Source organism: Antarcticimicrobium sediminis (assembly GCF_004348975.1).
Classification (GTDB): domain Bacteria; phylum Pseudomonadota; class Alphaproteobacteria; order Rhodobacterales; family Rhodobacteraceae; genus Antarcticimicrobium; species Antarcticimicrobium sediminis.
In genome coordinates this window covers 124,999-147,362 of the sequence record NZ_SMFP01000008.1, presented here as the reverse complement: position 1 = coordinate 147,362, position 22,364 = coordinate 124,999, and the positions used below count along the sequence as shown (strand labels likewise).

18 protein-coding genes are annotated in these 22,364 nt (G+C 62.3%); 10 read left to right on the top strand and 8 right to left on the bottom strand.

From position 1 onward, the window contains the following. Positions 1-114: 114 nt before the first annotated feature. A complete protein-coding gene (locus E1B25_RS13400; RefSeq protein ID WP_132830023.1) occupies positions 115-720 on the bottom strand; it encodes a glutathione S-transferase in 606 nt (201 codons plus the stop codon). A 92-nt stretch (positions 721-812) separates the two neighbouring features. Further along, complete coding sequence (ubiG, locus tag E1B25_RS13395) at positions 813-1,559, bottom strand: bifunctional 2-polyprenyl-6-hydroxyphenol methylase/3-demethylubiquinol 3-O-methyltransferase UbiG (protein WP_132830022.1); 747 nt, start codon at positions 1,557-1,559, stop codon at positions 813-815. Between the two features lie 48 nt (positions 1,560-1,607). On the opposite strand from ubiG, the gene pip reads away from it, so the two are divergent. The 6 genes from pip to infB all read left to right on the top strand — a co-directional run bounded on the left by pip (position 1,608) and on the right by infB (position 8,935). Then, entirely contained in the window at positions 1,608-2,585 is a 978-nt protein-coding gene (pip, locus tag E1B25_RS13390; RefSeq protein ID WP_132830021.1) for a prolyl aminopeptidase, read from the top strand. Next, complete coding sequence (locus tag E1B25_RS13385; RefSeq protein ID WP_132830020.1) at positions 2,582-3,418, top strand: ABC transporter substrate-binding protein; 837 nt, start codon at positions 2,582-2,584, stop codon at positions 3,416-3,418. The genes pip and E1B25_RS13385 overlap by 4 nt, the downstream gene beginning before the upstream one ends. A gap of 150 nt (positions 3,419-3,568) precedes the next feature. Continuing rightward, positions 3,569-4,159, top strand: a complete 591-nt coding sequence (gene rimP / locus E1B25_RS13380; protein ID WP_132830019.1) for a ribosome maturation factor RimP — start codon at positions 3,569-3,571, stop codon at positions 4,157-4,159. Next, positions 4,159-5,793: a transcription termination factor NusA gene (gene nusA / locus E1B25_RS13375; RefSeq protein WP_132830018.1), complete on the top strand. Its 1,635-nt coding sequence runs from the start codon at positions 4,159-4,161 to the stop codon at positions 5,791-5,793. Before rimP ends, nusA begins: the two co-directional genes overlap by 1 nt. Positions 5,794-5,816: 23 nt before the next feature. Continuing rightward, the gene (locus E1B25_RS13370; protein ID WP_132830017.1) at positions 5,817-6,440 is read left to right on the top strand and encodes an RNA-binding protein; all 624 of its coding nucleotides are present in this window, start codon (positions 5,817-5,819) and stop codon (positions 6,438-6,440) included. A gap of 5 nt (positions 6,441-6,445) precedes the next feature. After that, positions 6,446-8,935 (top strand): translation initiation factor IF-2, encoded by a 2,490-nt coding sequence (gene infB, locus E1B25_RS13365; protein ID WP_132830016.1) that lies wholly within the window; start codon positions 6,446-6,448, stop codon positions 8,933-8,935. Positions 8,936-9,329: 394 nt separating this feature from the next. Here infB and mutT read toward each other — a convergent pair whose 3' ends face one another. From mutT to E1B25_RS13350, 3 genes are read right to left on the bottom strand one after another with little or no spacing between them, the layout of a single operon-like run. Beyond that, positions 9,330-9,728, bottom strand: a complete 399-nt coding sequence (mutT, locus tag E1B25_RS13360; protein WP_132830015.1) for an 8-oxo-dGTP diphosphatase MutT — start codon at positions 9,726-9,728, stop codon at positions 9,330-9,332. After that, on the bottom strand, positions 9,725-10,951 hold the full coding sequence (argJ, locus tag E1B25_RS13355) for a bifunctional glutamate N-acetyltransferase/amino-acid acetyltransferase ArgJ (RefSeq protein ID WP_132830014.1): 1,227 nt from the start codon (positions 10,949-10,951) through the stop codon (positions 9,725-9,727). The genes mutT and argJ overlap by 4 nt, the downstream gene beginning before the upstream one ends. 3 nt (positions 10,952-10,954) lie before the next feature. Then, entirely contained in the window at positions 10,955-11,803 is an 849-nt protein-coding gene (locus E1B25_RS13350; protein WP_132830013.1) for a peptidylprolyl isomerase, read from the bottom strand. A gap of 174 nt (positions 11,804-11,977) precedes the next feature. Between E1B25_RS13350 and secA the strand changes: the two genes are divergently transcribed. The 3 genes from secA (at position 11,978) to E1B25_RS13335 (ending at position 17,413) form a co-directional block, all read left to right on the top strand. Beyond that, positions 11,978-14,692, top strand: coding sequence for a preprotein translocase subunit SecA (gene secA / locus E1B25_RS13345; RefSeq protein ID WP_132830012.1), 2,715 nt, complete (start codon positions 11,978-11,980; stop codon positions 14,690-14,692). A 99-nt stretch (positions 14,693-14,791) separates the two neighbouring features. Then, the gene (locus E1B25_RS13340) at positions 14,792-15,829 is read left to right on the top strand and encodes a hypothetical protein (RefSeq protein WP_132830011.1); all 1,038 of its coding nucleotides are present in this window, start codon (positions 14,792-14,794) and stop codon (positions 15,827-15,829) included. A gap of 24 nt (positions 15,830-15,853) precedes the next feature. Then, the gene (locus E1B25_RS13335; RefSeq protein ID WP_132830010.1) at positions 15,854-17,413 is read left to right on the top strand and encodes a phosphate ABC transporter substrate-binding/OmpA family protein; all 1,560 of its coding nucleotides are present in this window, start codon (positions 15,854-15,856) and stop codon (positions 17,411-17,413) included. Positions 17,414-17,417: 4 nt separating this feature from the next. Here the strand turns inward: E1B25_RS13335 and radC are convergent, their stop codons facing one another. The 3 genes from radC to dnaK all read right to left on the bottom strand — a co-directional run bounded on the left by radC (position 17,418) and on the right by dnaK (position 21,524). Further along, positions 17,418-18,179, bottom strand: coding sequence for a RadC family protein (radC, locus tag E1B25_RS13330; protein ID WP_132830009.1), 762 nt, complete (start codon positions 18,177-18,179; stop codon positions 17,418-17,420). Between the two features lie 205 nt (positions 18,180-18,384). Further along, on the bottom strand, positions 18,385-19,530 hold the full coding sequence (gene dnaJ / locus E1B25_RS13325) for a molecular chaperone DnaJ (protein WP_132830008.1): 1,146 nt from the start codon (positions 19,528-19,530) through the stop codon (positions 18,385-18,387). A 77-nt stretch (positions 19,531-19,607) separates the two neighbouring features. Further along, a complete protein-coding gene (gene dnaK, locus E1B25_RS13320) occupies positions 19,608-21,524 on the bottom strand; it encodes a molecular chaperone DnaK (protein WP_132830007.1) in 1,917 nt (638 codons plus the stop codon). A 235-nt stretch (positions 21,525-21,759) separates the two neighbouring features. Here dnaK and E1B25_RS13315 point away from each other — a divergent pair, with 235 nt between their 5' ends. Further along, a complete protein-coding gene (locus E1B25_RS13315) occupies positions 21,760-22,362 on the top strand; it encodes an alpha-ketoglutarate-dependent dioxygenase AlkB family protein (RefSeq protein WP_132830006.1) in 603 nt (200 codons plus the stop codon). Positions 22,363-22,364 lie beyond the last annotated feature (2 nt).

The window sequence follows — 22,364 nt, the reverse complement described above, 5'->3', positions numbered from 1 at the left end:
CGGCGATCTCCCCTTGTCTTGCTATCCTCGCCCCGACAGCCGGGGGCGGAACATGACCTGTGTCAAACCCCGACCAAGACCCCCCGCACGACTCAGGTGCGACTCAGACGCGACTCAGACGGGGGGACGCGTCGCCACCATGGCAGGGCGCGCTTCAAACCGGGCGTACCACTCGGCCAGCGCAGCGTTGCCTTTGCGCCAATCGCGGTCGGAATGGCGAAAGTCGAGATAGCCCAGCGCGCAGCCCATAGCGATCTGCGCAATATCGAGCGGTCCCTCCAACTGCGCCAGCCAGCGGTCGTTCACCGCCTTGAGCGCCGTCATCGCCTTGGTCCACTGCGCCTCGACCCAGAGGTCAGAGCGCAATTCCGGCGGGCGCACCCGGCCCTCATAGACCATCAGCACCGCCGCTTCGAGAATGCCATCCGCCGTGGCCTCCAGCGTCAGCACATCCCACAGCCGATCTTCGGGATAGAGCCCGGCTTTGACGCGGTCGTCGAGAAACCGGGTGATCACGCGGCTGTCATACAGAGCACGGCCATCCTCCAGCACCAGCGCCGGGATCTTGCCCAGCGGGTTGGCGGCCCAGACCGCCTCGGCGGTGTTGACCGGTGTGGTGGCCACCTCCACCTGCTCGATATCGCCCTGCTGGCCGGTTTCCAGAATCAGCACCGCCACCTTGCGGACAAAGGGCGAAGCAGGGGACATGATCAGTTTCATTATGGCTCTCCGGTTGCTGGTATCAGCGGTAGCCTAGGCGCGCGCGCGGCACCTGTCCATCACCCCCGAGGACCCGGGCCGCCGCCGTTTCGTCAGCCCTGCTTTATACTGGCGGTGACGTAGTTCACGCTCAGATCGCGGTCGGACAGGCTCCAGCGCCAGCTGACCGGGTTGAACACGAACCCCTTGCGATCCACCGGCGTGACGCCAGAGTTTTTCAGCAATTCGATCAGCTCGTCCGGGGTTATGAATTTCGACCACTCATGGGTGCCACGCGGCAGCCAGCGCATCACCACCTCGGCCCCCAGAATGGCGACGGCAAAGGATTTCGGATTGCGGTTGATGGTCGAACAGATGTGCAGCCCGCCCGGCTTAAGAAGCTGGCGGCAGGCGGTGAGATAGGACAGCGGGTCGGCCACATGTTCGACCACCTCCATGTTCAGCACCACGTCGAACTGTTCGCCCGCCTCGGCCAGCGCCTCGGCCGTGGTATGGCGATAATCGATCTCCAGCCCCGACTGTTCGGCATGGATGCGGGCGACCGGCAGGTTGCCCCCGGCGGCATCCGCCCCCACCACCTCGGCCCCGAGCCGCGCCATCGGTTCGGACAGCAACCCGCCACCACAGCCTATATCCAGCAGCCGCAGCCCGGCAAAGGGCCGTTGCGCTGACAGGTCGCGGTCGAATTCGGCGGCGATCTGGCCGGTTATATAGTCCAGCCGACAAGGATTGAGCATGTGCAAAGGCTTGAACTTGCCCGAGGGATCCCACCATTCGGCGGCCATCGCCTCGAATTTTGCGATTTCCGAGGGGTCAACCGTGGTTTGAGACACTTGCATTCCGTTCACCATTCGCTCTTTTATCCTGAGAGGTTATATAGGTCAGTAATGGACAAGTCCCCCGATCAAAAGCGCGCGGTGCAATATCTTCATCCGCCCTTCGAACCATTCGACCGGCGAATGGTCGACGTCGGGCAGGGTCACAGCATCTATGTCGAGCAATGCGGCAACCCTCAGGGCATCCCCGTCGTGGTGCTGCATGGCGGTCCGGGCGGCGGCAGCAGCCCGATCATGCGGCGTTTTTTCGACCCAAACATCTATCGCGTGGTGCTGTTTGATCAGCGCGGCTGCGGACGCTCGCAACCGCATGCCTCGGTCACCGACAATACCACTTGGCATCTGGTCGCCGATATCGAGCGGATCCGGCGGCTGTTGGGAATCGACGACTGGATCGTCTTTGGCGGAAGCTGGGGCGCGACGCTGGCGTTGATCTATGCCCAGACCCATCCCGACCGGGTGACACAACTGGTGCTGCGCGGCGTGTTCCTGATGACCCAGGCCGAGCTGGACTGGTTCTATGGCGGCGGCGCCGGTCGGTTCTGGCCGGAAACATGGGCGCGCTTCGTGGCGCCGATCCCAGAGAACGAACGCGGTGACCTGATCAAAGCGTACAACAAACGGCTGTTTTCCGGGGATCTGGCGGAAGAGACGAAATATGCCCGCGCTTGGTCGGCTTGGGAAAATGCGCTGGCCTCGATCCTGTCCAACGGCCATTCGGGCGAAAGCCCCGGCCATTACGCCCACGCCTTTGCCCGGTTGGAGAATCATTATTTCGTCAATGCCGGCTTTCTGGAATTCGACGGGCAGATTCTGGCCAATATGGGCCGGATTTCGCACATTCCCGGCGTGATCGTCCAAGGCCGCTATGACATGATCTGCCCCCCCAGCGCCGCGTGGAAGCTGAGCGAACTCTGGCCGATGGCAGAGCTGACGATGGTGCGCAATGCGGGCCATGCGCTGTCCGAACCGGGAATCACCGCCGAACTGGTGCGGGTGATGAACCACATCGCAAAGGCTGCGGCATGACCCGGTTGGACCGACGCGCGCTGTTTACCTCGGGTGCCGCGGCGGCACTGCTGGCGGCGACCGGCGTCTCGCTGGATGCCGCGCCGCGTCCGGGTGGACGGCTGCGGCTAGCGGTGCCGCGCGACGGCAGCCTTGAGCAGGTGGCCCGCGGCGCCGTGTTCGACGGCTTGACCGAGATCGGCCCCGACGGGGTGCTGCGCCCGGAGCTGGCGACAGGTTGGACCGGCAGCGCCGATGCACGCCAGTGGCGATTCGAGCTGCGCGACGGGGTGGTGTTTCATGACGGCACAGCGCTTGGCATCACTGATGCGCTGGCCTCGGTCCGGGCGTGGGAGGTTCCCGGCCTGATCCGGGTGGAGGCCGAACGCCCCCGCACGCTGTTGTTGGAACTGGCCACCGGCGACCCCGATCTGCCCTATCATCTGGCGGCCCCCGAACGTGTGATCGCCGCGGCGGGCCGGATCGACAGGACGCCCGGTGAGGCCATGGGCACCGGTGCCTATCGCCCCGACAGCGCCCGCGACAGCCGCCATTTCCGCGCCAGCAAGGTCGCGGACCATTACAAGCAAGGTCAGGCCGGCTGGGCCGACAGCATTGAAATCATCGTGATCCCCGACGCGACCGTGCGCGCCGAAGCCCTGCGCGACGGGTTCGTCGATATCGCCGCCCTGCCACAGCCCGAGGGGCTGCTGGAGCGCGGTGCGTTCCGCTATCACCCTTCGGCCGAAAACATGGCGCTCGCCGCCCGCCGGGGCGTTGGCGTGCCGTCCAAGATCGGCACCCGTGCCGCGCTTGATGATGGGCGAATCGCCGAGCGCTGGTGGATCGGGTAGCGGTAAATCCGAACGCGCCCACGCAAGGGGTTGAAGACTCAAGTCCTACGTCGTATATGGCCCTCAACAGCGGCGCGTCAGGCTCTGGCCTGGGGCTCCTCCGGATGATTTATGACGGGCCGTGTGCCCGTTTTTTTGTGTTTGGACGATATGAACAACGACCTGATAGCAAAAGCTGCGATTGACCGGCGTCTTGCCGAGATCATCACCCCCGTGATCGAGGATCTTGGGTTCGAATTGGTGCGCGTGCGCCTGATGTCGGGCAAGTCCACCGTCTTGCAGGTGATGGCCGACAAGGAAAGCGGCGGCATCGAGGTGGATGACTGCGCCGCGATCTCCCATGCGGTCAGTGCGGTTCTGGATGTCGAGGACCCGATCCTTGACACCTATACGCTTGAGGTTTCCAGCCCCGGCATCGACCGCCCCCTGACCCGGCCAAAGGATTTCGACACCTTTGAGGGGTATGAGGCCAAGATCGAAACCACCGAGCTGATTGAGGGCCGCCGCCGCTTCAAGGGCATGCTGGCCGGACTTGAAGGCAACGAGGTGCTGATCAATATCGACAAGGACGGCGAAGAGGTCACCATCGGCCTTGATTTCGACTGGCTGAGCGATGCCAAGTTGGTGCTGACCGAAGACCTGATCAAGGAGATGCTGCGCCAACGCAAGGCGGCCGGCACCCTGAACGAAGACAAGTTTGACGAAATAGAGACCGAAGGGTCCGTTGAGGAGGACATGTGATGGCTATCACTTCCGCAAACCAGCTTGAGCTTTTGCAGACCGCCGAGGCAGTGGCCCGCGAAAAGATGATTGAACCCGGCCTCGTGGTCGAGGCCATGGAAGAGAGCCTCTCACGTGCCGCGAAAAGCCGCTATGGCGCCGAGATGGACATCCGTGTCCACATCGACCGCAAGACCGGCAAGGCCACCTTTACCCGGGTGCGCACCGTGGTCGAGGATGACGATCTGGAGAATTACCAGTCGGAATTCACGGTCCAGCAGGCCAAGCAATACATGGCCGAGCCCAAAGTGGGCGATGAGTTCGTCGAAGAGGTTCCGCCGGTCGAAATGGGCCGCATCGCGGCGCAATCGGCCAAGCAGGTGATCTTGCAAAAGGTTCGCGAAGCCGAGCGGGATCGTCAATACGAAGAATTCAAGGACCGCGCCGGCACCATCATCAACGGCGTCGTCAAGCGCGAAGAATACGGCAACGTCATCGTCGATGTCGGCTCGGGCGAAGCGATCCTGCGTCGCAACGAAAAGATCGGCCGCGAAAGCTATCGTCCGAACGATCGCATCCGCTGCTATATCAAGGATGTGCGCCGCGAACCGCGCGGGCCCCAGATCTTCCTCAGCCGTACCGCACCGGAATTCATGGCCGAGCTGTTCAAGATGGAAGTTCCGGAGATCTACGACAACATCATCGAGATCAAGGCCGTGGCCCGCGACCCGGGCAGCCGCGCCAAGATCGCCGTGATTTCCTATGACGGCTCGATCGACCCGGTCGGCGCCTGCGTTGGTATGCGCGGCAGCCGTGTGCAGGCCGTGGTGAACGAACTGCAAGGCGAAAAGATCGACATCATCCCGTGGTCCGAAGACATGCCGACCTTCCTGGTGAACGCGCTGCAACCGGCCGAAGTGTCGAAAGTGGTGTTGGACGAGGAAGCCGGCAAGATCGAGGTCGTGGTTCCCGAGGAACAGCTGAGCCTGGCCATCGGCCGGCGCGGTCAGAACGTGCGGCTTGCATCGCAGCTGACCGGGCTGGATATCGACATCATGACCGAGGAAGAGGAAAGCGGGCGCCGCCAGAAGGAATTCGAAGCGCGCACCGGTCTCTTCATGGAAACCCTCGATCTGGACGAATTCTTTGCCCAGCTTCTGGTCTCGGAAGGGTTCACCAACCTTGAAGAGGTCGCTTATGTCGATCGCGACGAGCTGCTGGTGATCGACGGTGTCGACGAAAGCACCGCCGAAGAGCTGCAGGCCCGCGCCAGCGATTACCTTGAAGCCCAGGCCAAGGCGGCGCTCGACAACGCCCGCGCGCTGGGTGTCGAGGACAGCCTGATTGATTTCGAAGGCCTGACACCCCAGATGATCGAGGCGCTGGCCAAGGACGACGTCCGCACGCTGGAAGATTTCGCCACCTGCGCCGACTGGGAGCTGGCCGGCGGCTGGACCACGGTCGATGGCGAACGGGTCAAGGATGACGGTATCCTCGAACCCTTCGACATGACGCTGGAAGAGGCACAGACCCTGGTCATGACCGCGCGCATTCAGCTTGGCTGGGTTGATCCCGCCGAACTTGACGCCGGAACAGAGGACGACGCCGAAGGCGAAGACGAAATCGACGAAACAAACGAGGAGGCCGGGGCCTGAATGCAGGCCCCGGGGGGTTCGACATGAGTCGCGGTGGCGCCTCGAAAGACCGGCAGGACGGTCCCGAACGGAAGTGTATCGCCACGGGCGAGACGCAGCCCAAGGGCGGCCTGATCCGGTTCGTAGCCGGCCCCGACGGCATGGTGGTGCCCGATATACTGGGCAAGCTGCCAGGCCATGGTGTGTATGTTGCCGCGGACCGCGCGGCGTTGCAGCGGGCAGAGGACAAGAACCTGTTTGCCCGTGCGCTGAAGCAACCGGTGAAAACGCCGCCGGATCTGGTCAATACCGTGGAACGGATGTTGGCCCGCCGGGTGGTTGATCTGATCAGCCTGGCGCGCAAATCCGGCGCTGCGGTCTCCGGATATGAAAAAGTGAAAGCCTGGCTCGACAGGGAAGACGCCAAAATTCTGATACAGGCAGTCGACGGATCGGGCCGGGGTAAATCGAAACTTAGTACACCGCATTTTGGCAGCTATATTGGATGGCTGACAACGGATGAACTGGGCATGGCCTTTGGCCGCGAAACTGTGGTACATGCGGCGCTCGCCTCTGGTGGACTCAGCAAACGTGTTGTAGAGGAAGCCCAACGCTTGCGCGGAGTGCGTGAATCGAACGATGGCAACGGCCATCGGGAAGGAAATTGAGCTTTATGAGCGATAGTGACGGCAAAAAGACTTTGGGTCTGCATGGGGGTCCCCGCTCGGGGAACGTGAAACAAAGTTTCAGCCATGGGCGGACAAAGAATGTCGTGGTGGAAACCAAACGGAAGCGCGTTGTCGTGCCCAAGCCGGGTGGGACCAAATCGACTGGGCTTGGCTCTGCCAAGATCGGCGTTCCGTCGCGCCGCCCCGCAGGAATCACCGATGCCGAGATGGAGCGTCGTCTGAAGGCTCTGCAGGCCGCCAAGGCCCGCGAAGCCGGTGAAGCGCTCCAGCGCGAGGAAGACGAGCGCAAGCGTGCCGAAGACCGCGAACGCCGCCGGGCCGAAGCCGAGGCCAAGGAGCGCGAACAGCGCGAGGCCGAAGAGCGCGCCCGTGAAAAGGCCGAAGAAGAAGAACGCAAGCGGCGCGAGGCCGAAGATGCGGCCAAGCAGGCTGCCGCCGCGCCGACCGAACCGACCGCAGCGGCAGAGCCGTCTCGTGGCAAACCGGCGGCAACGCAGACACCGCGCAAGGTGGAACGCGAGCGGGAACAACCTGCACGCACCCCGCGCAACAAGACTCGCGACGATGGCGGCCGCCGTGCCGGCAAATTGACGCTGAACCAGGCACTGACCGGTGGCGAAGGCGGTCGGCAACGGTCGATGGCCGCCATGAAACGCAAGCAAGAGCGCGCCCGGCAAAAAGCCATGGGCGGCAATGTTGAGCGTGAAAAGGTTGTCCGTGGCGTACAGTTACCCGAAACCATCGTGGTCAGCGAATTGGCCAACCGGATGGCGGAACGTGTCTCTGACGTGGTGAAATCGCTGATGAACATGGGCATGATGGTCACGCAGAATCAGACCATCGATGCCGACACCGCCGAATTGATCATCGAGGAATTCGGCCACCGGGTCGTGCGTGTTTCCGATGCCGATGTCGAATCCGTGATCAAAGAGGTCGAGGAAAACCCCGACGATCTGAAATCGCGTCCGCCGGTCATCACCATCATGGGCCACGTGGACCACGGCAAGACCTCGCTGCTGGACGCCATCCGCGACACCAGCGTGACCAGCGGAGAAGCTGGCGGGATCACCCAACATATCGGCGCCTATCAGGTGCAGACCAAGGACGGCGCAAAGCTGACCTTCCTCGATACGCCGGGTCACGCCGCCTTTACCTCGATGCGCTCGCGCGGGGCGCAGGTGACGGATATCGTCATTCTGGTGGTGGCTGCCGACGACTCGGTGATGCCGCAGACCATCGAGGCGATCAATCACGCCAAGGCGGCCGGTGTTCCGATGATCGTTGCGATCAACAAGGTCGACAAACCTGCCGCCGATCCTGACAAGGTACGGGCCCAGTTGCTTCAGTATGAAGTGCTCGTCGAAAAGATGTCCGGCGAAGTTCAGGATGTCGAAGTTTCTGCGAAGACTGGCCAGGGTCTGGATGAGCTGCTTGAAGCGATCGCGCTGCAGGCTGAGATCCTTGAGCTCAAGGTCAACCCGGATCGCGCGGCCCAAGGTGCCGTGATCGAGGCCAAGCTGGATGTGGGCCGCGGGCCCGTGGCCACGGTTCTGATTCAACACGGCACCCTGCGCCAGGGCGACATCTTTGTCGTCGGCGAACAATGGGGCAAGGTCCGTGCGATGGAGAACGACAAGGGCGAGCGCGTCAAAGAAGCTGGTCCGTCGGTTCCGGTCGAGGTTCTGGGCCTGAATGGCACGCCAGAGGCCGGCGACGTGTTGAACGTTGTCGACACCGAGGCGCAGGCGCGTGAAATCGCCGAATATCGCCAGGAAAAGGCCAAGGAAAAGCGCGCGGTTGCAGGTGCGGCCACGACGCTGGAACAGCTGATGCAAAAGGCCAAGGACGATCAGAACGTGGCCGAGCTGCCCATTCTGGTGAAGGCCGACGTGCAGGGCTCTGCCGAGGCCATCGTTCAGGCGCTGGAAAAAGTCGGCAACGACGAGGTGCGTGTGCGCGTACTGCATTCGGGCGTCGGCGCCATCACCGAGAGCGATATCGGCCTTGCCGAAGCCTCGGGGGCGCCGGTGATCGGCTTCAACGTGCGGGCAAATGCACCGGCGCGGAACTCGGCCAACCAAAAAGGCGTGGAGATCCGGTATTATTCGGTGATCTATGATCTTGTGGACGATGTGAAAGCGGCGGCTTCTGGCCTGCTGTCGGCCGAGGTTCGCGAGAAGTTCATCGGCTATGCCGAGATCAAGGAAGTGTTCAAAGTTACCGGCGTTGGCAAAGTGGCTGGTTGTCTGGTCACCGAAGGCATCGCCCGCCGCTCGGCCGGTGTGCGCCTGCTGCGCGACAACGTGGTGATCCACGAAGGCACGCTGAAGACGCTGAAACGCTTCAAGGACGAGGTTGCCGAGGTGCAGTCCGGTCAGGAATGCGGCATGGCGTTCGAAAGCTACGACGATATCCGTCCCGCCGATGTGATCGAGATCTTCGAGCGCGAAGAAGTGACCCGCACGCTGGAGTGATCCGCGCAAGCTTGCAGAAACAGAAAAGGGACGGCGCATTGCGTCGTCCCTTTTTTACGTTCTATGGGGCACGGTCACTAAGCCGCGGTCTTGACGGGCGTGCCCTCATAAATACTGCGACCAACCCGGACGACAATTTTGCCGTTGGGCAATGATCGGACAAACACGCCTTGTACCGATACATAACTTCCAACTGTGATGGTCCGGAGCATGTCAGATCCTCCTCATACACGCTGAGGCTTCATCATACATCGGGTTAACGAATCTACCTATACACAGAACGCCCAAAGTTTCGCCAATTGACCGTGTGGACCAACAAAATATGGTGTTTTTTTGTGCATCGACGTCAAAATAAGTGAGATTCCGTGGGCATTTCGGTAAATTTCGGCCCGGATCAGAGCCAATCACGCAAAATCGGGATCAGTGGCAGGTCCGCTGGCGGCATCGGATAGTCGCGCAAATCGGCGGCGCGAACCCATTTCAAACGCTGACCTTCGCAGCCCTGCGGCTGCCCCTCCCACTTGCGGCAGGCGTAGAGCGGCATCAACAGATGGAAATCCTCATAGCTATGGCTCGCAAAGGTCAGCGGCGCCAAGCACGAGGACCAGGTGTTGATCCCCAACTCCTCGTCCAGCTCGCGAATCAAGGCGGCCTCCGGGGTTTCGCCGGGTTCGACCTTGCCGCCGGGAAACTCCCACAAACCGGCCAAGGACTTGCCCTCCGGGCGCTGCGCCAGCAGCACCCGGCCATCGACGTCAATCAGCGCAACCGCTGAAACAAGGAGCGTTTTCACGACCGGTAGTCCGCGTTGATCTCAATATAACCGTGGGTCAGATCACAGGTCCAGACGGTGGATGCGCCATCGCCCAAGCCCAGATCAACGGCGATGACAAGATCTTGCCCCTTCATATAGGCCGCAGCCTCATCTTCGCTGTACTCAGGGGAGACCCAGCCGTTTTCGGCCACCAGAATATCACCAAACCGGATCGTCAGACGGTCACGCTCCGCGGCGGCGCCGGATTTCCCGATCGCCATGACGACGCGGCCCCAGTTGGGGTCCTCGCCCGCGACAGCCGTCTTGACCAATGGGGAGTTGGCAATCGCCATCGCGTGGATCTTGGCGTCCGCATCGCTGGCGGCACCGGTGACGTGGATTTCCACGAATTTGGTTGCCCCCTCGCCGTCGCGCACCACCTGCTGCGCCAGATCCAGCATCACACCCTGCAGCGCCGCCTCGAACGCTGCGTTGCCGGTGGCATCCACCCCCGCCGCGCCAGTGGCGGCCAGCATCAAGCTGTCCGAGGTCGAAGTGTCGCTGTCCACCGTGATGCAGTTGAAAGTCTTGTCGGTAAGCCGTGCAAGCAGCGCCTGTAGCGCCGCCTGATCATGGGCGGCGTCGGTAAAGATATAGACCAGCATCGTCGCCATATCCGGCGCGATCATGCCAGAGCCTTTGGCGATGCCGGCGATCTGCACCGGCTGGCCCGCAATCTCGACCGTGGCGCAGGCCCCCTTGGCAAAGGTGTCGGTGGTCATGATGGCGCGCGCAGCCTGCTCGATGGCGGTGTCAGACAGCGCGCCGTTTAGCTCGTCCAGCTTCGCCACGATCCGCTCATGCGGCAACGGTTCACCGATCACCCCGGTCGAGGCGGTAAAGACCCGCGTCACCGGAACGCCCGTGGCGGCGGCGACTGCAGCAGTGATCGCCGCAACCGAGGCTTGACCGTAATGGCCTGTAAAGGCGTTGGAATTCCCGGAGTTCACTAGAACCGCCGCCGGACCTTCGGCCGCGCCGCCGATCTTGGCCTGACAATCCAGCACCGGCGCCGAGCGGGTGGCAGAGCGGGTGAAAACCCCCGCCACCGCCGTGCCCGGCTGCATCACCGCCAGCATGACATCCGTGCGCCCCGCATAGCGAACCCCGGCGGCGGCAGCGGCAAATCGCAATCCGCCGATCTGCGGCAGATCCGGAAACGCGGCGGGCGCCAAAGGCGAAACCTTGGTAATCTTGGCCATGGGTCAGTTCCTCAACAGGTCCAGATCTTTGATCATTGCGGGCTCCAGCCCGTCAACCTCGGGGCGCTCGACCTCGGCCTCGGCGACCAGTGCATCAACGCCATCAACCACGGCCTGCTGGCGCAATTCACCGGCAATCTCGTCGTGCACCTCGTCCAGCGTCGGCGGCGTCATGTCGCGGGTCTCGTTCAGTTTGACGATATGCCAGCCAAACTGCGTCTGCACCGGCTGCGAAATATCCCCCGCTGCCATGGTCTTCACGGCCTCTTCGAATTCCGGCACCATCATGCCTGCGCCGAACCAGCCCAGCTCGCCGCCATTGGGGCCAGAGGGGCCAGTGGATTTCTCTTTTGCCAGATCGGCAAAGTCGGCGCCGCCCTCAAGCTCGGCACGGATCGCTTTGGCTTCGTCCTCGGTCTCGACCAGAATATGCGAGGCGTTGTATTCCTTTGCCGCATAGCTTGCCCCGTATTTCGCGTCATAGGCGGCGTTGATGTCCTCGTCGCTGGCGGCGGCGGACATGATCGTTTCGATCTGCTCCCCCGCCAGAAGCGAGCGACGCTCATTTTCCAGCGTCAACTCGACACGGTGCGGCACCTCTGTGCCAAAGGCCTGCTGCAACGCGCTTTGCTGGATCAACTGCTCGACAATCGCGTCATAAAGCACCTCGTCGGGGAGCTGCTGATACTGTTGCGGTAGCGAGGTGCGGGCAATGATCACATGCCCCAGCGTGATGTCCTGACCGTTCACCCGGGCCACCACCGTGTCGGCGTCTGGCTCTTGGGCGAGGGCTGGCAGGGCCATCAGGGCAGTAACCGCCAGCGCGGGCAGGAAGGTGAGGCCTTTAAGCATTGAATCATCCTATCATGGGGCCGCGACAGGGCGCGGCGTTGACACTGTTTCCACCGCCCCTTACATCGCCTTAAGGCCGACGTCAGGACCGTCTTTCCCCCCGTATCTATGGGTTGTGTGCAGGGCGGGCAAGTCTGACAGAACCATCAGGAAGTCAGAGCCGCTGGAGAAAATATGCTGGGTATCGGAACACTCGCCAAAAAGGTCTTCGGCACACCGAACGACCGCAAAATCAAGGCGACGCGGCCGCTGGTCGAAAAGATCAACGCACTGGAACCCGAGTTTGAAAAACTCAGCGACGAGGGGCTCAAGGAAAAAACCGCCGAGCTGCGCGAACGCGCGCAGGGCGGCGAAAGCCTTGATGACCTGCTGCCCGAGGCCTTTGCCAATGTCCGCGAAGGCGCCCGCCGGGCGCTGGGGCTGCGCGCCTTCGACACCCAGTTGAAGGGCGGCATCTTTCTGCACCAAGGCAATATCTCGGAAATGAAGACCGGCGAAGGCAAGACGCTGGTCGCCACCTTCCCGGCCTATCTGAACGCGCTTGTGGGCAAAGGCGTTCATGTGGTCACGGTGAACGACTATCTGGCCACGCGCGACTCGGAATGGATGGGCAAGGTCTTTGAGATCCTCGGCATGCGCGCCGCGGTGATCTTTTCCGGCATGAGCAACGAGAGCAAGATCGCGGCCTATGAGGCCGACGTGACCTATGGCACCAACAACGAATTCGGCTTTGATTATCTGCGCGACAACATGAAGTCCGAGCTGAGCGAGCTGTTTCAGAAAGATCACTATTTCGCCATCGTGGACGAGGTCGACAGTATTCTGATCGACGAGGCGCGTACGCCGCTGATCATCTCGGGCCCTGCGGATGACCGCTCGGAACTCTATTCCACCATCGACGAGATTATCCCGCTGCTGTCGGATGACCATTTCGATCTGGACGAAAAGACCCGCGGCGTGACCTTCACCGAGGACGGCAACGAGTTCCTTGAGCAACAGTTGCATGCACGCGGTCTGCTGGAAGACGGGCAAACCCTTTATGACCCGGAAAGCACGACCATCGTGCACCACGTCAATCAGGGTCTGCGCGCGCACAAGGTGTTCCAGAAGGACAAGGATTACATCGTCCGCGACGGCGATGTGGTTCTGATCGACGAATTCACCGGCCGAATGATGGCGGGGCGGCGCCTGTCCGAGGGGCTGCATCAGGCCATCGAGGCCAAGGAGCATCTGGACATCAAGCCCGAGAACGTGACGCTTGCCAGCATCACCTTCCAGAACTTTTTCCGGCTGTACGACAAACTGGCCGGCATGACCGGCACCGCCAGCACCGAGGCAGAGGAATTCGCCGAAATCTACGGACTCGGCGTTGTCGAGGTGCCGACCAACCGGCCCATCGCACGGGTTGACGAAGACGATCAGGTGTTTCGCACCACGGTCGAGAAATACACAGCGATCATCAAAGAGATCCAGAAAGCCCACGAAAAGAACCAGCCGGTTCTGGTTGGCACCACCTCGATCGAAAAATCCGAGGTGCTGTCGGCGATGCTGGACAAGGAGGGGGTCGCGCATAACGTGCTGAATGCCCGCCAACACGAACGCGAGGCCGAGATCGTCGGTGATGCCGGTCGATTCGGCGCGGTGACCATCGCCACGAACATGGCCGGGCGCGGCACCGACATCCAGTTGGGCGGCAATATCGAAATGAAGGTCATGGCCGCGCTGGAACAGAACCCGGACGCCGACCCGGTCGAAATCCGCGCTTCGGAAGAGGCCAAGCACGCCGCAGAAAAGCAAAAGGTGATCGACGCCGGTGGCCTTTTTGTCATCGGCTCGGAACGCCATGAAAGCCGGCGCATCGACAACCAATTGCGTGGCCGTTCGGGCCGTCAGGGCGACCCGGGGCGCACCGTCTTCTTCCTCAGCCTTGAGGACGACCTGATGCGCATCTTCGGCTCTGAGCGGCTGGACAAGGTGCTCAAGACGCTTGGCATGAAAGAGGGCGAGGCGATCATTCACCCTTGGGTGAACAAGTCGCTGGAACGCGCGCAGGCCAAGGTCGAGGGGCGCAACTTTGACATGCGCAAGAACATCCTCAAATTCGACGATGTGATGAACGACCAGCGCAAGGTGATCTTTGGCCAGCGGCGCGAGATCATGGCAGCCAAAGACCTGTCCGACATCGCCGCCGACATGCGCCATCAGGTAATCGACGATCTGATCGACACCTACATGCCGCCGAAATCCTATGCCGACCAGTGGGACACCGCCGGGCTTTACGCGCAGGTGCTCGAAAAGATGGGGCTCGACGAACCGGTGATCGAATGGGCCGCCGAAGAGGGGGTCGACGACGAAGAAATCCGCGATCGTCTGGTCAAGGCCAGCGACGAGATGATGGCGCAAAAGGCGGTCGCTTTTGGCTCTGAGAACATGCGCCAGATCGAAAAACAGGTTCTGCTGCAAACCATCGACACCAAGTGGCGCGAACATCTGGTGACGCTGGAGCATCTGCGCTCGGTCATCGGCTTTCGCGGCTATGCGCAGCGCGACCCGCTGAACGAGTACAAGACAGAAAGCTTCCAGTTGTTCGAAAACATGCTGGACGGGCTGCGCGAAACGGTGACGCAACAATTGTCGCATGTGCGCCCGCTGAGCGAGGAAGAGCAGAACCAGATGCTGGCTCAGTTCGCCGCACAGCAAACGCAGTTGCAGCATCAGGCCGACGATGCCGAGGCCGCAATCGAAGCTGCCCCCGCCCCGAGCGAGGCGGACGCCGCCCCCGGTTTCGTCGAGGATGACCCCAGCACCTGGGGCACCCCCGGTCGGAACGAGAAATGCCCCTGCGGCAGTGGCAAAAAATTTAAGCATTGCCACGGTCGGATAGGCTGATCAGGCATGAAGATGCCCGAATGACACCCCCAGGCGGCCATGATCTGGCCGCCTTTCGGGGCCACATCTGACGCAACCCGAATGGTGACGGAGGATGTGATGTCCAGATTGCGTTTGATTGGCTTGACTGGCGGCACTTTGGCCTGTGCCTTGGGCATTGGCTATGGCATGCAGCACGGCCAACCCGCGCCGCCGCCGCACTCCACACCGGCGGTCAGCCCGGCCGAAGCCAATATGCCAGCGACCGAACCCCGCCAGACCGATCCGGCCCCGGCCCGGGTGCGTACCGCTGAAAGTGGCCCGCTGGAGATCGAAAAGATCGCCCTGACCTCGGCCGAAGCCGCCGGCCCGACTCCGGTTAGTGAGATGCACCAGCATCCCACAGTGTCGGAAGTGGCTGCGGCCCCGTCAGCCAATGCGGCCCTGCCAACGCCACCCGAGGACCCGGAAATGCCCGGCCTTGGCTGCGAGGTGACAGCCCAGGCCGTACCCGGCCCGATGGCCATGGTCGATTTCAGTGTTTCCGCGCCCTGCTTCGGCAATACCCGCATGGTCGTGCATCACAATGGGATGATCTTTTCCGCCGTCACCGATTCCGAGGGCTCCCTGAACGTCAAGATCCCGGCGCTGGCCGAACGGGCGGTTTTCATCGCCGCCTTTGACAATGGCGACGGCGCCGTCGCCACCGCGCGGGTGCCCGGTATCGCCGAGTTTGACCGCGTTGCGCTGCAATGGCAGGGCAACGCCGGGTTCCAGATCCACGCCCGCGAATTCGGTGCAAGTTATGGTGCGCCGGGCCATGTCTGGTCGGGCGCGACCGCCGCCGGGGCGACAGATCATGCCAGCGGCTCTGTTCTGCGGCTGGGCGAGGCCGATGTTCTTTCGCCGCTGATCGCCGAAATCTATACCTTCCCGGCCGGGGCGGCGGATCGCAGCGGCGCCATCGCGCTGAGCATCGAAGCCGAGGTCACCGCAGACAACTGTGGCCGCGACATTTCCGCCCAACTTCTTCAGCGTCAGGGCGCAAACCGCATCACGACCCGTGAACTGGACCTGTCCGTGCCGGATTGCGATGCTGTTGGTGATTTTCTGGTGTTGAATAATCTGCTCGATGACCTGAAGATCGCGGCGAAATAATCCGCATCTAAATTTAGGTCTCACATGTATTTATCTCGTGCGGCGGTCTTCGCCGCACTTTTTCTTTTTTCGATTGCCCGGCCGCTCGCGGCTCAGGATGTCACCCTGTCCTCGCCCGACGGCGCGGTTGAAATTTCCGGCACGCTTCTTGGGTTCGACGGTGAATTCTATCGCGTCGATACCAAATTCGGAGAGCTTACAGTTGATGGCTCTGGCGTGTCCTGTGGCGGACCGGGCTGCCCCAGCCTGACCGACTACGTCGCCGAACTGGCGCTGTCGGGCTCCTCGACCATGGTCGAGGTCCTGCTGCCCGCGCTGGTCGAGGGATTCGCCTTGCGCAACGGTTGGCACACCGCCCGCGAAACCATCGACGACAGCCATTTCCGCTATAGCCTGATCCATCCCAATACCGGTGCGGCGCTGGCGCATTTCACTTTTCGCGCCAGCAATACCGATGAGGGCTTTGCCGATCTTCTGGCCAATGAGGCCGATATCGTGCTCGCCCTGCGCGAAATCCGCGCCGAGGAACGGACCCGCGCGTTCGAGGCCGGCATGGGCGACATGACGGACGGCAATCGCAGCCGGGTTCTGGCACTGGATGCGATGGTTGCGGTCGTGGCGCGCGGCAACCCCGTTCAGCGCATCTCAACCCCCGACCTTGCCCGCATCTTTGCCGGGGAGATCACCAATTGGTCCGGTCTGGGCGGCCCGGATGCGCCCATCGACCTGCATCTTCCCGATGCCGGCTCCGGCTTGACGCAGGCGGTCGAGGACATGCTGTTGCGGCCTGCCGGGCTGACCCTTGCCGAAGGGATCGCCCGCCATCCACGCAGCAGCGCATTGGCCCGCGCGGTCAGCGCCGATCCCTTTGCCATCGGCATTGCCAGCTTTGCCGAAACCGGCACCGCGCGGGCGTTGACCCTGACCGGGGCTTGCGGATTTTCCCTTTCGGCCAGCCGCCGCACCATCAAGACCGAGGATTATCCGCTGACCTCGCCCATGTTCCTGTATCTTCCGGCGCGGCGTCTGCCCAAGGCGGCGCGCGAATTCCTGCTCTATGTGCAAAGCCCGGCGGCACAGATCGTGATCCGGCGCGCGGGCTTTGTCGATCAGGCCCCCGAGCGCATCGCGTTGAACGCCCAAGGCGACCGGCTGTCCAATGCCATCGCCTCTGCCGGGGAGGAGGTGCCGCTGGGTGAGTTGCAGCGCATGATCGCCACGCTGGGCCCGCTGACACGGCTGACCACGTCGTTCCGGTTCGAAACCGGCTCGACCCGCCCCGACGCCCAATCGCGCGCCAATATTACCCAACTCGCCCGCGCCATCGAAATCGGCGCCTATGACGCCCGGACGCTGTTCTTCGTCGGCTTCAGTGACGGCGAAGGCCCCGCCGAGGGCAACAAACGCATCGCCCTGAAGCGGGCCGAGGCGGTGCGCGACGCGGTTCAGGCGGCGGCCCAGACCCCCGGCGCGATCCGGGTGGAGATGGCCGTCGAGGCCTTTGGCGAGGTCCTGCCGATGGCCTGCGACGACAGCGACTGGGGCCGACAGGTGAACCGGCGAGTCGAAGTCTGGCTACGCTGAGCCGCTACAGGTAGCCCTCGGCGCGAAAGCTCAGCTCGCGCGATTTGCCGACGATCAGGTGATCGTGCAGCGTCAGCCCCAGCGCCGCGCAGGCGTCCTGCACCCGTTCGGTCATGCTGATATCGGCCTTGCTCGGGCTCGGGTCGCCCGAGGGGTGGTTGTGCACCAGAATCAACGCCGAGGCGTTCAGCTCCAGCGCGCGTTTGGCCACCTCGCGCGGATAGACCGGCACATGATCGACGGTGCCGCGCGCCTGTTCCTCATCCGCGATCAGCGTGTTCTTGGTGTCCAGAAACAGCACCCGAAACTGTTCGGTGTCGCGGTGAGACATAGTGGTGTGACAGTAGTCCAGAACCGCGTCCCAGCTTGAAATCACATGTCTTTTCAAGACCTTTGCCCGTGCCATCCGATGCGCGGCGGCCTCGACGATCTTGAGATCCGCAATCACCGCCGGGCCAATTCCGGCGACCTTGCTCAGCCGTTCCGGCGGGGCGGAGACGACGCGGTTGAAATCACCGAACTGGTCCAGCAGGGCGCGCGCCAAGGGCTTTACGTCGCGGCGCGGGATCGAGCGGAACAACACCAGCTCCAACAACTCATAATCCGGCATCGCCGCCGCGCCCCCGGCCATGAACCGGTCGCGCAGCCGCTGTCGATGGTCGCGGATATAGGACGGCAGCCGCCCGGCAGGCAATGCCATCTCTGGCGCCTCGTCAGGGGCGAAAAGAGAGCCGGAAGCTTCATCAAAGGCGTGCCGTTGGGTCATCGCCACAGGATGCGCCGCGAGGGTAAACGCCGGGTTAATGGGAGGGCGCGACCTTGGGTGCTGAGGCTGGGGGATAGGGAACGATGGGGTAAATAAGGAAAAAGGCGCCAATGGCGCCTTTTTCTTTGGGTACTCTGTGGCAGGGGGCCGGGGCTCCGCCCGTTCGGGCCTGAAAGGCTCCACCGGAGCCTTTCCAGAACGGCCCTCACCCCTTCATGCTGTCCCAAAAGGACTTTACCGAGGAGAAAAAGCTTTTGCTCTCGGGGTTGTTGTCCTCGCTCAGCTCGTCGAACTCGCGCAGCAACTCTTTCTGGCGACTTGTCAGGTTCACCGGGGTTTCCACCGCCAGTTCGATGAACATGTCGCCCGATCCGCCGCCGCGCAGCGCGGGCACACCCTTGCCCCGCAGGCGCATCTGCCGCCCCGACTGGCTGCCAGCCGGGATCTGCACCCGACCACGACCGCCGTCGATGGTGGGCACCTCGATCGCGCCCCCCAAGGCCGCTGTCAGCATGCTGACCGGCACCCGGCAATACAGATTCACGCCATCGCGTTCGAACAGCTCATGCGGCGCGACCTCGACAAAGATGTAAAGATCGCCCGACGGCCCGCCACGCATCCCCGCTTCACCCTCACCGGCAAGCCGGATGCGGGTGCCGGTTTCGACACCGGCCGGGATGTTCACACTCAGCGCGCGGTCTTTTTCGACCCGGCCAGCGCCACCGCAAGCCTTGCACGGGTTCTTGATGATCTGGCCCATGCCGGAACAGGTCGGACAGGTGCGCTCGACGGTAAAGAAGCCCTGTTGCGCCCGGACCTTGCCCATGCCGGAACAGGTTGGACATGTGGTCGGCTCGGCACCGCCTTCGGCACCGGAACCCTCACACACAGAACAGGCCACCGAGGTGGGCACATTGATGGTCTTGTGCACGCCGGAATAGGCATCTTCCAGAGTCACCCGCAGGTTATAGCGCAGGTCAGAGCCGCGCGTAGCGCGTTTCTGACCGCGTTGGCCGCCCATGAAATCGCCGAAGAGATCGTCGAACACATCCGAGAAAGCGCTGGAGAAATCGCCCCCACCAAAGCCGGGGCCGCCGGGGCGCTGCCCGCCGCCGCCCATGCCACCTTCAAAGGCGGCATGGCCGTACCGGTCATAGGCGGCCTTCTTCTCGGCATCCTTGAGAATCTCGTACGCCTCGTTGGCCTCTTTGAACTGCGCCTCGGCCTCCGGATTATCGGAATTTCGATCGGGGTGCAGTTCCTTGGCCTTCTTGCGATAGGCTTTCTTGATCTCATCCGCCGATGCGCCCTTGGACACGTCCAGAACGTCGTAGAAGTCACGTTTTGACATCGGTCTTTTCCTTTTGCCGGAACGACGGCGGGCCGGCCCGGAACCCGGACCGGCCCGCCGAGGCCCGGTGTTACACCTTAGGAGCGCTTGTCATTGTCCAAGTCTTCAAACTCGGCATCGACGATATCGTCCTCGGCGGGGCCCGCATCAGCCGCGGCCGGTTCATCGGCTGCCGCCTCGTCCTGACTGGACTTGTAGATGGCCTCACCCAGCTTCATCGCCGCTTCGCTCACGTTCTGAATGCCGGACTTGATCTTTTCGGCACCGATGTCGTCTTTTTCCAGATCGTCCCGCAGCGCGGCCAAGGCCAGCTCGATCGCCTCGACAGTTGTCGGGTCAACCTTGTCGCCATGCTCTTCCACCGATTTCTCGGTCGAATGGATCAGGCTTTCGGCCTGGTTCTTGGCTTCGATCAGCTCGCGACGCGCCTTGTCGGACTCGGCGTTTTCTTCGGCATCCTTGACCATCTTCTCGATGTCCGCGTCCGAAAGGCCGCCCGACGCCTGAATGGTGATCTGCTGCTCTTTGCCGGTGCCTTTGTCCTTGGCCCCAACCGAAACGATACCGTTGGCGTCGATGTCAAAAGTGACCTCGATCTGCGGCATGCCACGCGGTGCCGGCGGGATGTTTTCCAGATTGAACTGGCCCAACATCTTGTTGTCGGCGGCCATTTCCCGTTCGCCTTGGAACACGCGGATGGTCACGGCACCCTGATTGTCCTCGGCAGTCGAAAAGACCTGGCTTTTCTTGGTCGGGATCGTGGTGTTGCGGTCGATCAGCCGGGTGAACACGCCACCCAGGGTTTCGATACCCAAGCTCAGCGGGGTCACGTCGAGCAGGACCACGTCCTTGACGTCGCCTTGCAGAACGCCAGCCTGAATGGCGGCGCCCATGGCCACGACCTCGTCAGGGTTCACACCCTTGTGCGGCTCCTTGCCAAAGAACTTGGTCACCTCTTCGACGACTTTCGGCATCCGGGTCATACCACCGACCAGAACCACCTCGTCCACGTCCGAAGCCGAGAGACCGGCATCTTTCAACGCGGCGGCACAGGGCTTGAGCGAGGCTTTGATCAGGTCGTTCACCAGGCTTTCCAGCTTGGCACGGGTCAGTTTCATCACCATGTGCAGCGGCTGACCGTCCGTCCCCATCGAGATGAAGGGCTGGTTGATCTCGGTTTGCGACGAGCTCGACAGTTCGATCTTGGCTTTCTCGGCGGCTTCCTTCAGCCGTTGCAGCGCCATCTTGTCCTTGGTCAGGTCGACGCCATGCTCTTTCTTGAACTGCTCCGCCAGATAGTTGACGATGCGCATGTCAAAGTCTTCGCCACCCAGGAAGGTGTCGCCGTTGGTGGATTTCACCTCGAACAGACCGTCGTCGATTTCCAGAATGGTCACGTCAAAGGTGCCGCCGCCAAGGTCATAGACCGCGATGGTGTGGCTTTCTTGCTTGTCCAGACCATAGGCCAACGCGGCAGCTGTCGGTTCGTTGATGATCCGCAGCACTTCCAGCCCGGCGATCTTGCCGGCGTCCTTGGTGGCCTGACGCTGGGCGTCGTTGAAATAGGCGGGCACGGTGATCACGGCCTGCGTGACCTCTTCCCCGAGATAGCTTTCAGCGGTTTCTTTCATCTTGCCAAGGATGAAGGCCGAGATTTGCGACGGCGAATATTTCTCGCCCCTGGCTTTGACCCAGGCGTCACCATTGCCGCCATCGACCACGGCAAAAGGCATGTTCTTGTTGTCCTTGGCCAGATGCGCGTCGTCGGCCCGACGACCGATCAGGCGCTTGACGCCAAAGATGGTGTTTTCAGGGTTGGTGACGGCCTGGCGTTTCGCCGGCTGGCCAACCAACCGCTCGTCATCGGTAAAGGCGACGATCGACGGTGTCGTACGGGCCCCTTCGGCGTTTTCGATAACCTTGGGTTGCGCGCCGTCCATGATGGCGACACAGCTGTTTGTGGTCCCAAGGTCGATCCCAATAACTTTGCTCATGCGTTTCGATCCCTTTTGATGTTCAAGGCGATTACCCGAGACCCGAACCCGTTATGGCATCCCGGCCCCGATGATGTGGCGCGCCGATGGTCTGTCGCGCGTCTCGGCGTATATAGGGAGCGGGAAAAGACCCTGCAACCATCCTTGGTGGGTGGATTTCACGAATCCGTGAAGGTTTTTCGCGGGTGTTTCCAGAGTTTGGCACATCAATTGGCACATCAAAGGGAGTGTTGAGATGACGCGGTTGCTCGTCCGCGATTTCGTGATCCGGAAATCTTATCTGTCACCGGCGGCTCAGGCGGCGGTGATCGAAGCGCTGCGTCCGGTACTGAAAGCGGCCCCGCCCTTCACCCCCGAAACGCCACTGGGCAAGCCGATGTCGGTGCGCATGACATCGGCCGGGGCACTGGGCTGGATCGCGGACAAGACCGGCTATCGCTATGCGGCGCAACATCCCAAGGGCATCGACTGGCCAGCGATCCCGGATCCGGTTCTGGCGATCTGGCACGACCTTACCGGGCTGGCGCGGACCCCGGATTGCTGTCTGATCAACTATTACGGCGAAGGCGCGCGGATGGGCCTGCATCAGGACAAGGACGAGGCGGATTTCTCTTATCCCGTGGTGTCGGTCAGTCTGGGCGATGACGGGCTTTTTCGCATCGGCAATCCCACCCGGGGCGGTCGCACGGAATCGCTCTGGCTGAATTCGGGCGATGTCGTGGTGATGGGCGGTCCTGCTCGGCTCAGCTATCATGGGGTGGATCGGATCCGCTTCAAATCCTCGCGCCTGCTGCCCCGGGGCGGGCGGCTGAACCTGACGCTGCGGGTGGTGGAGTGAAC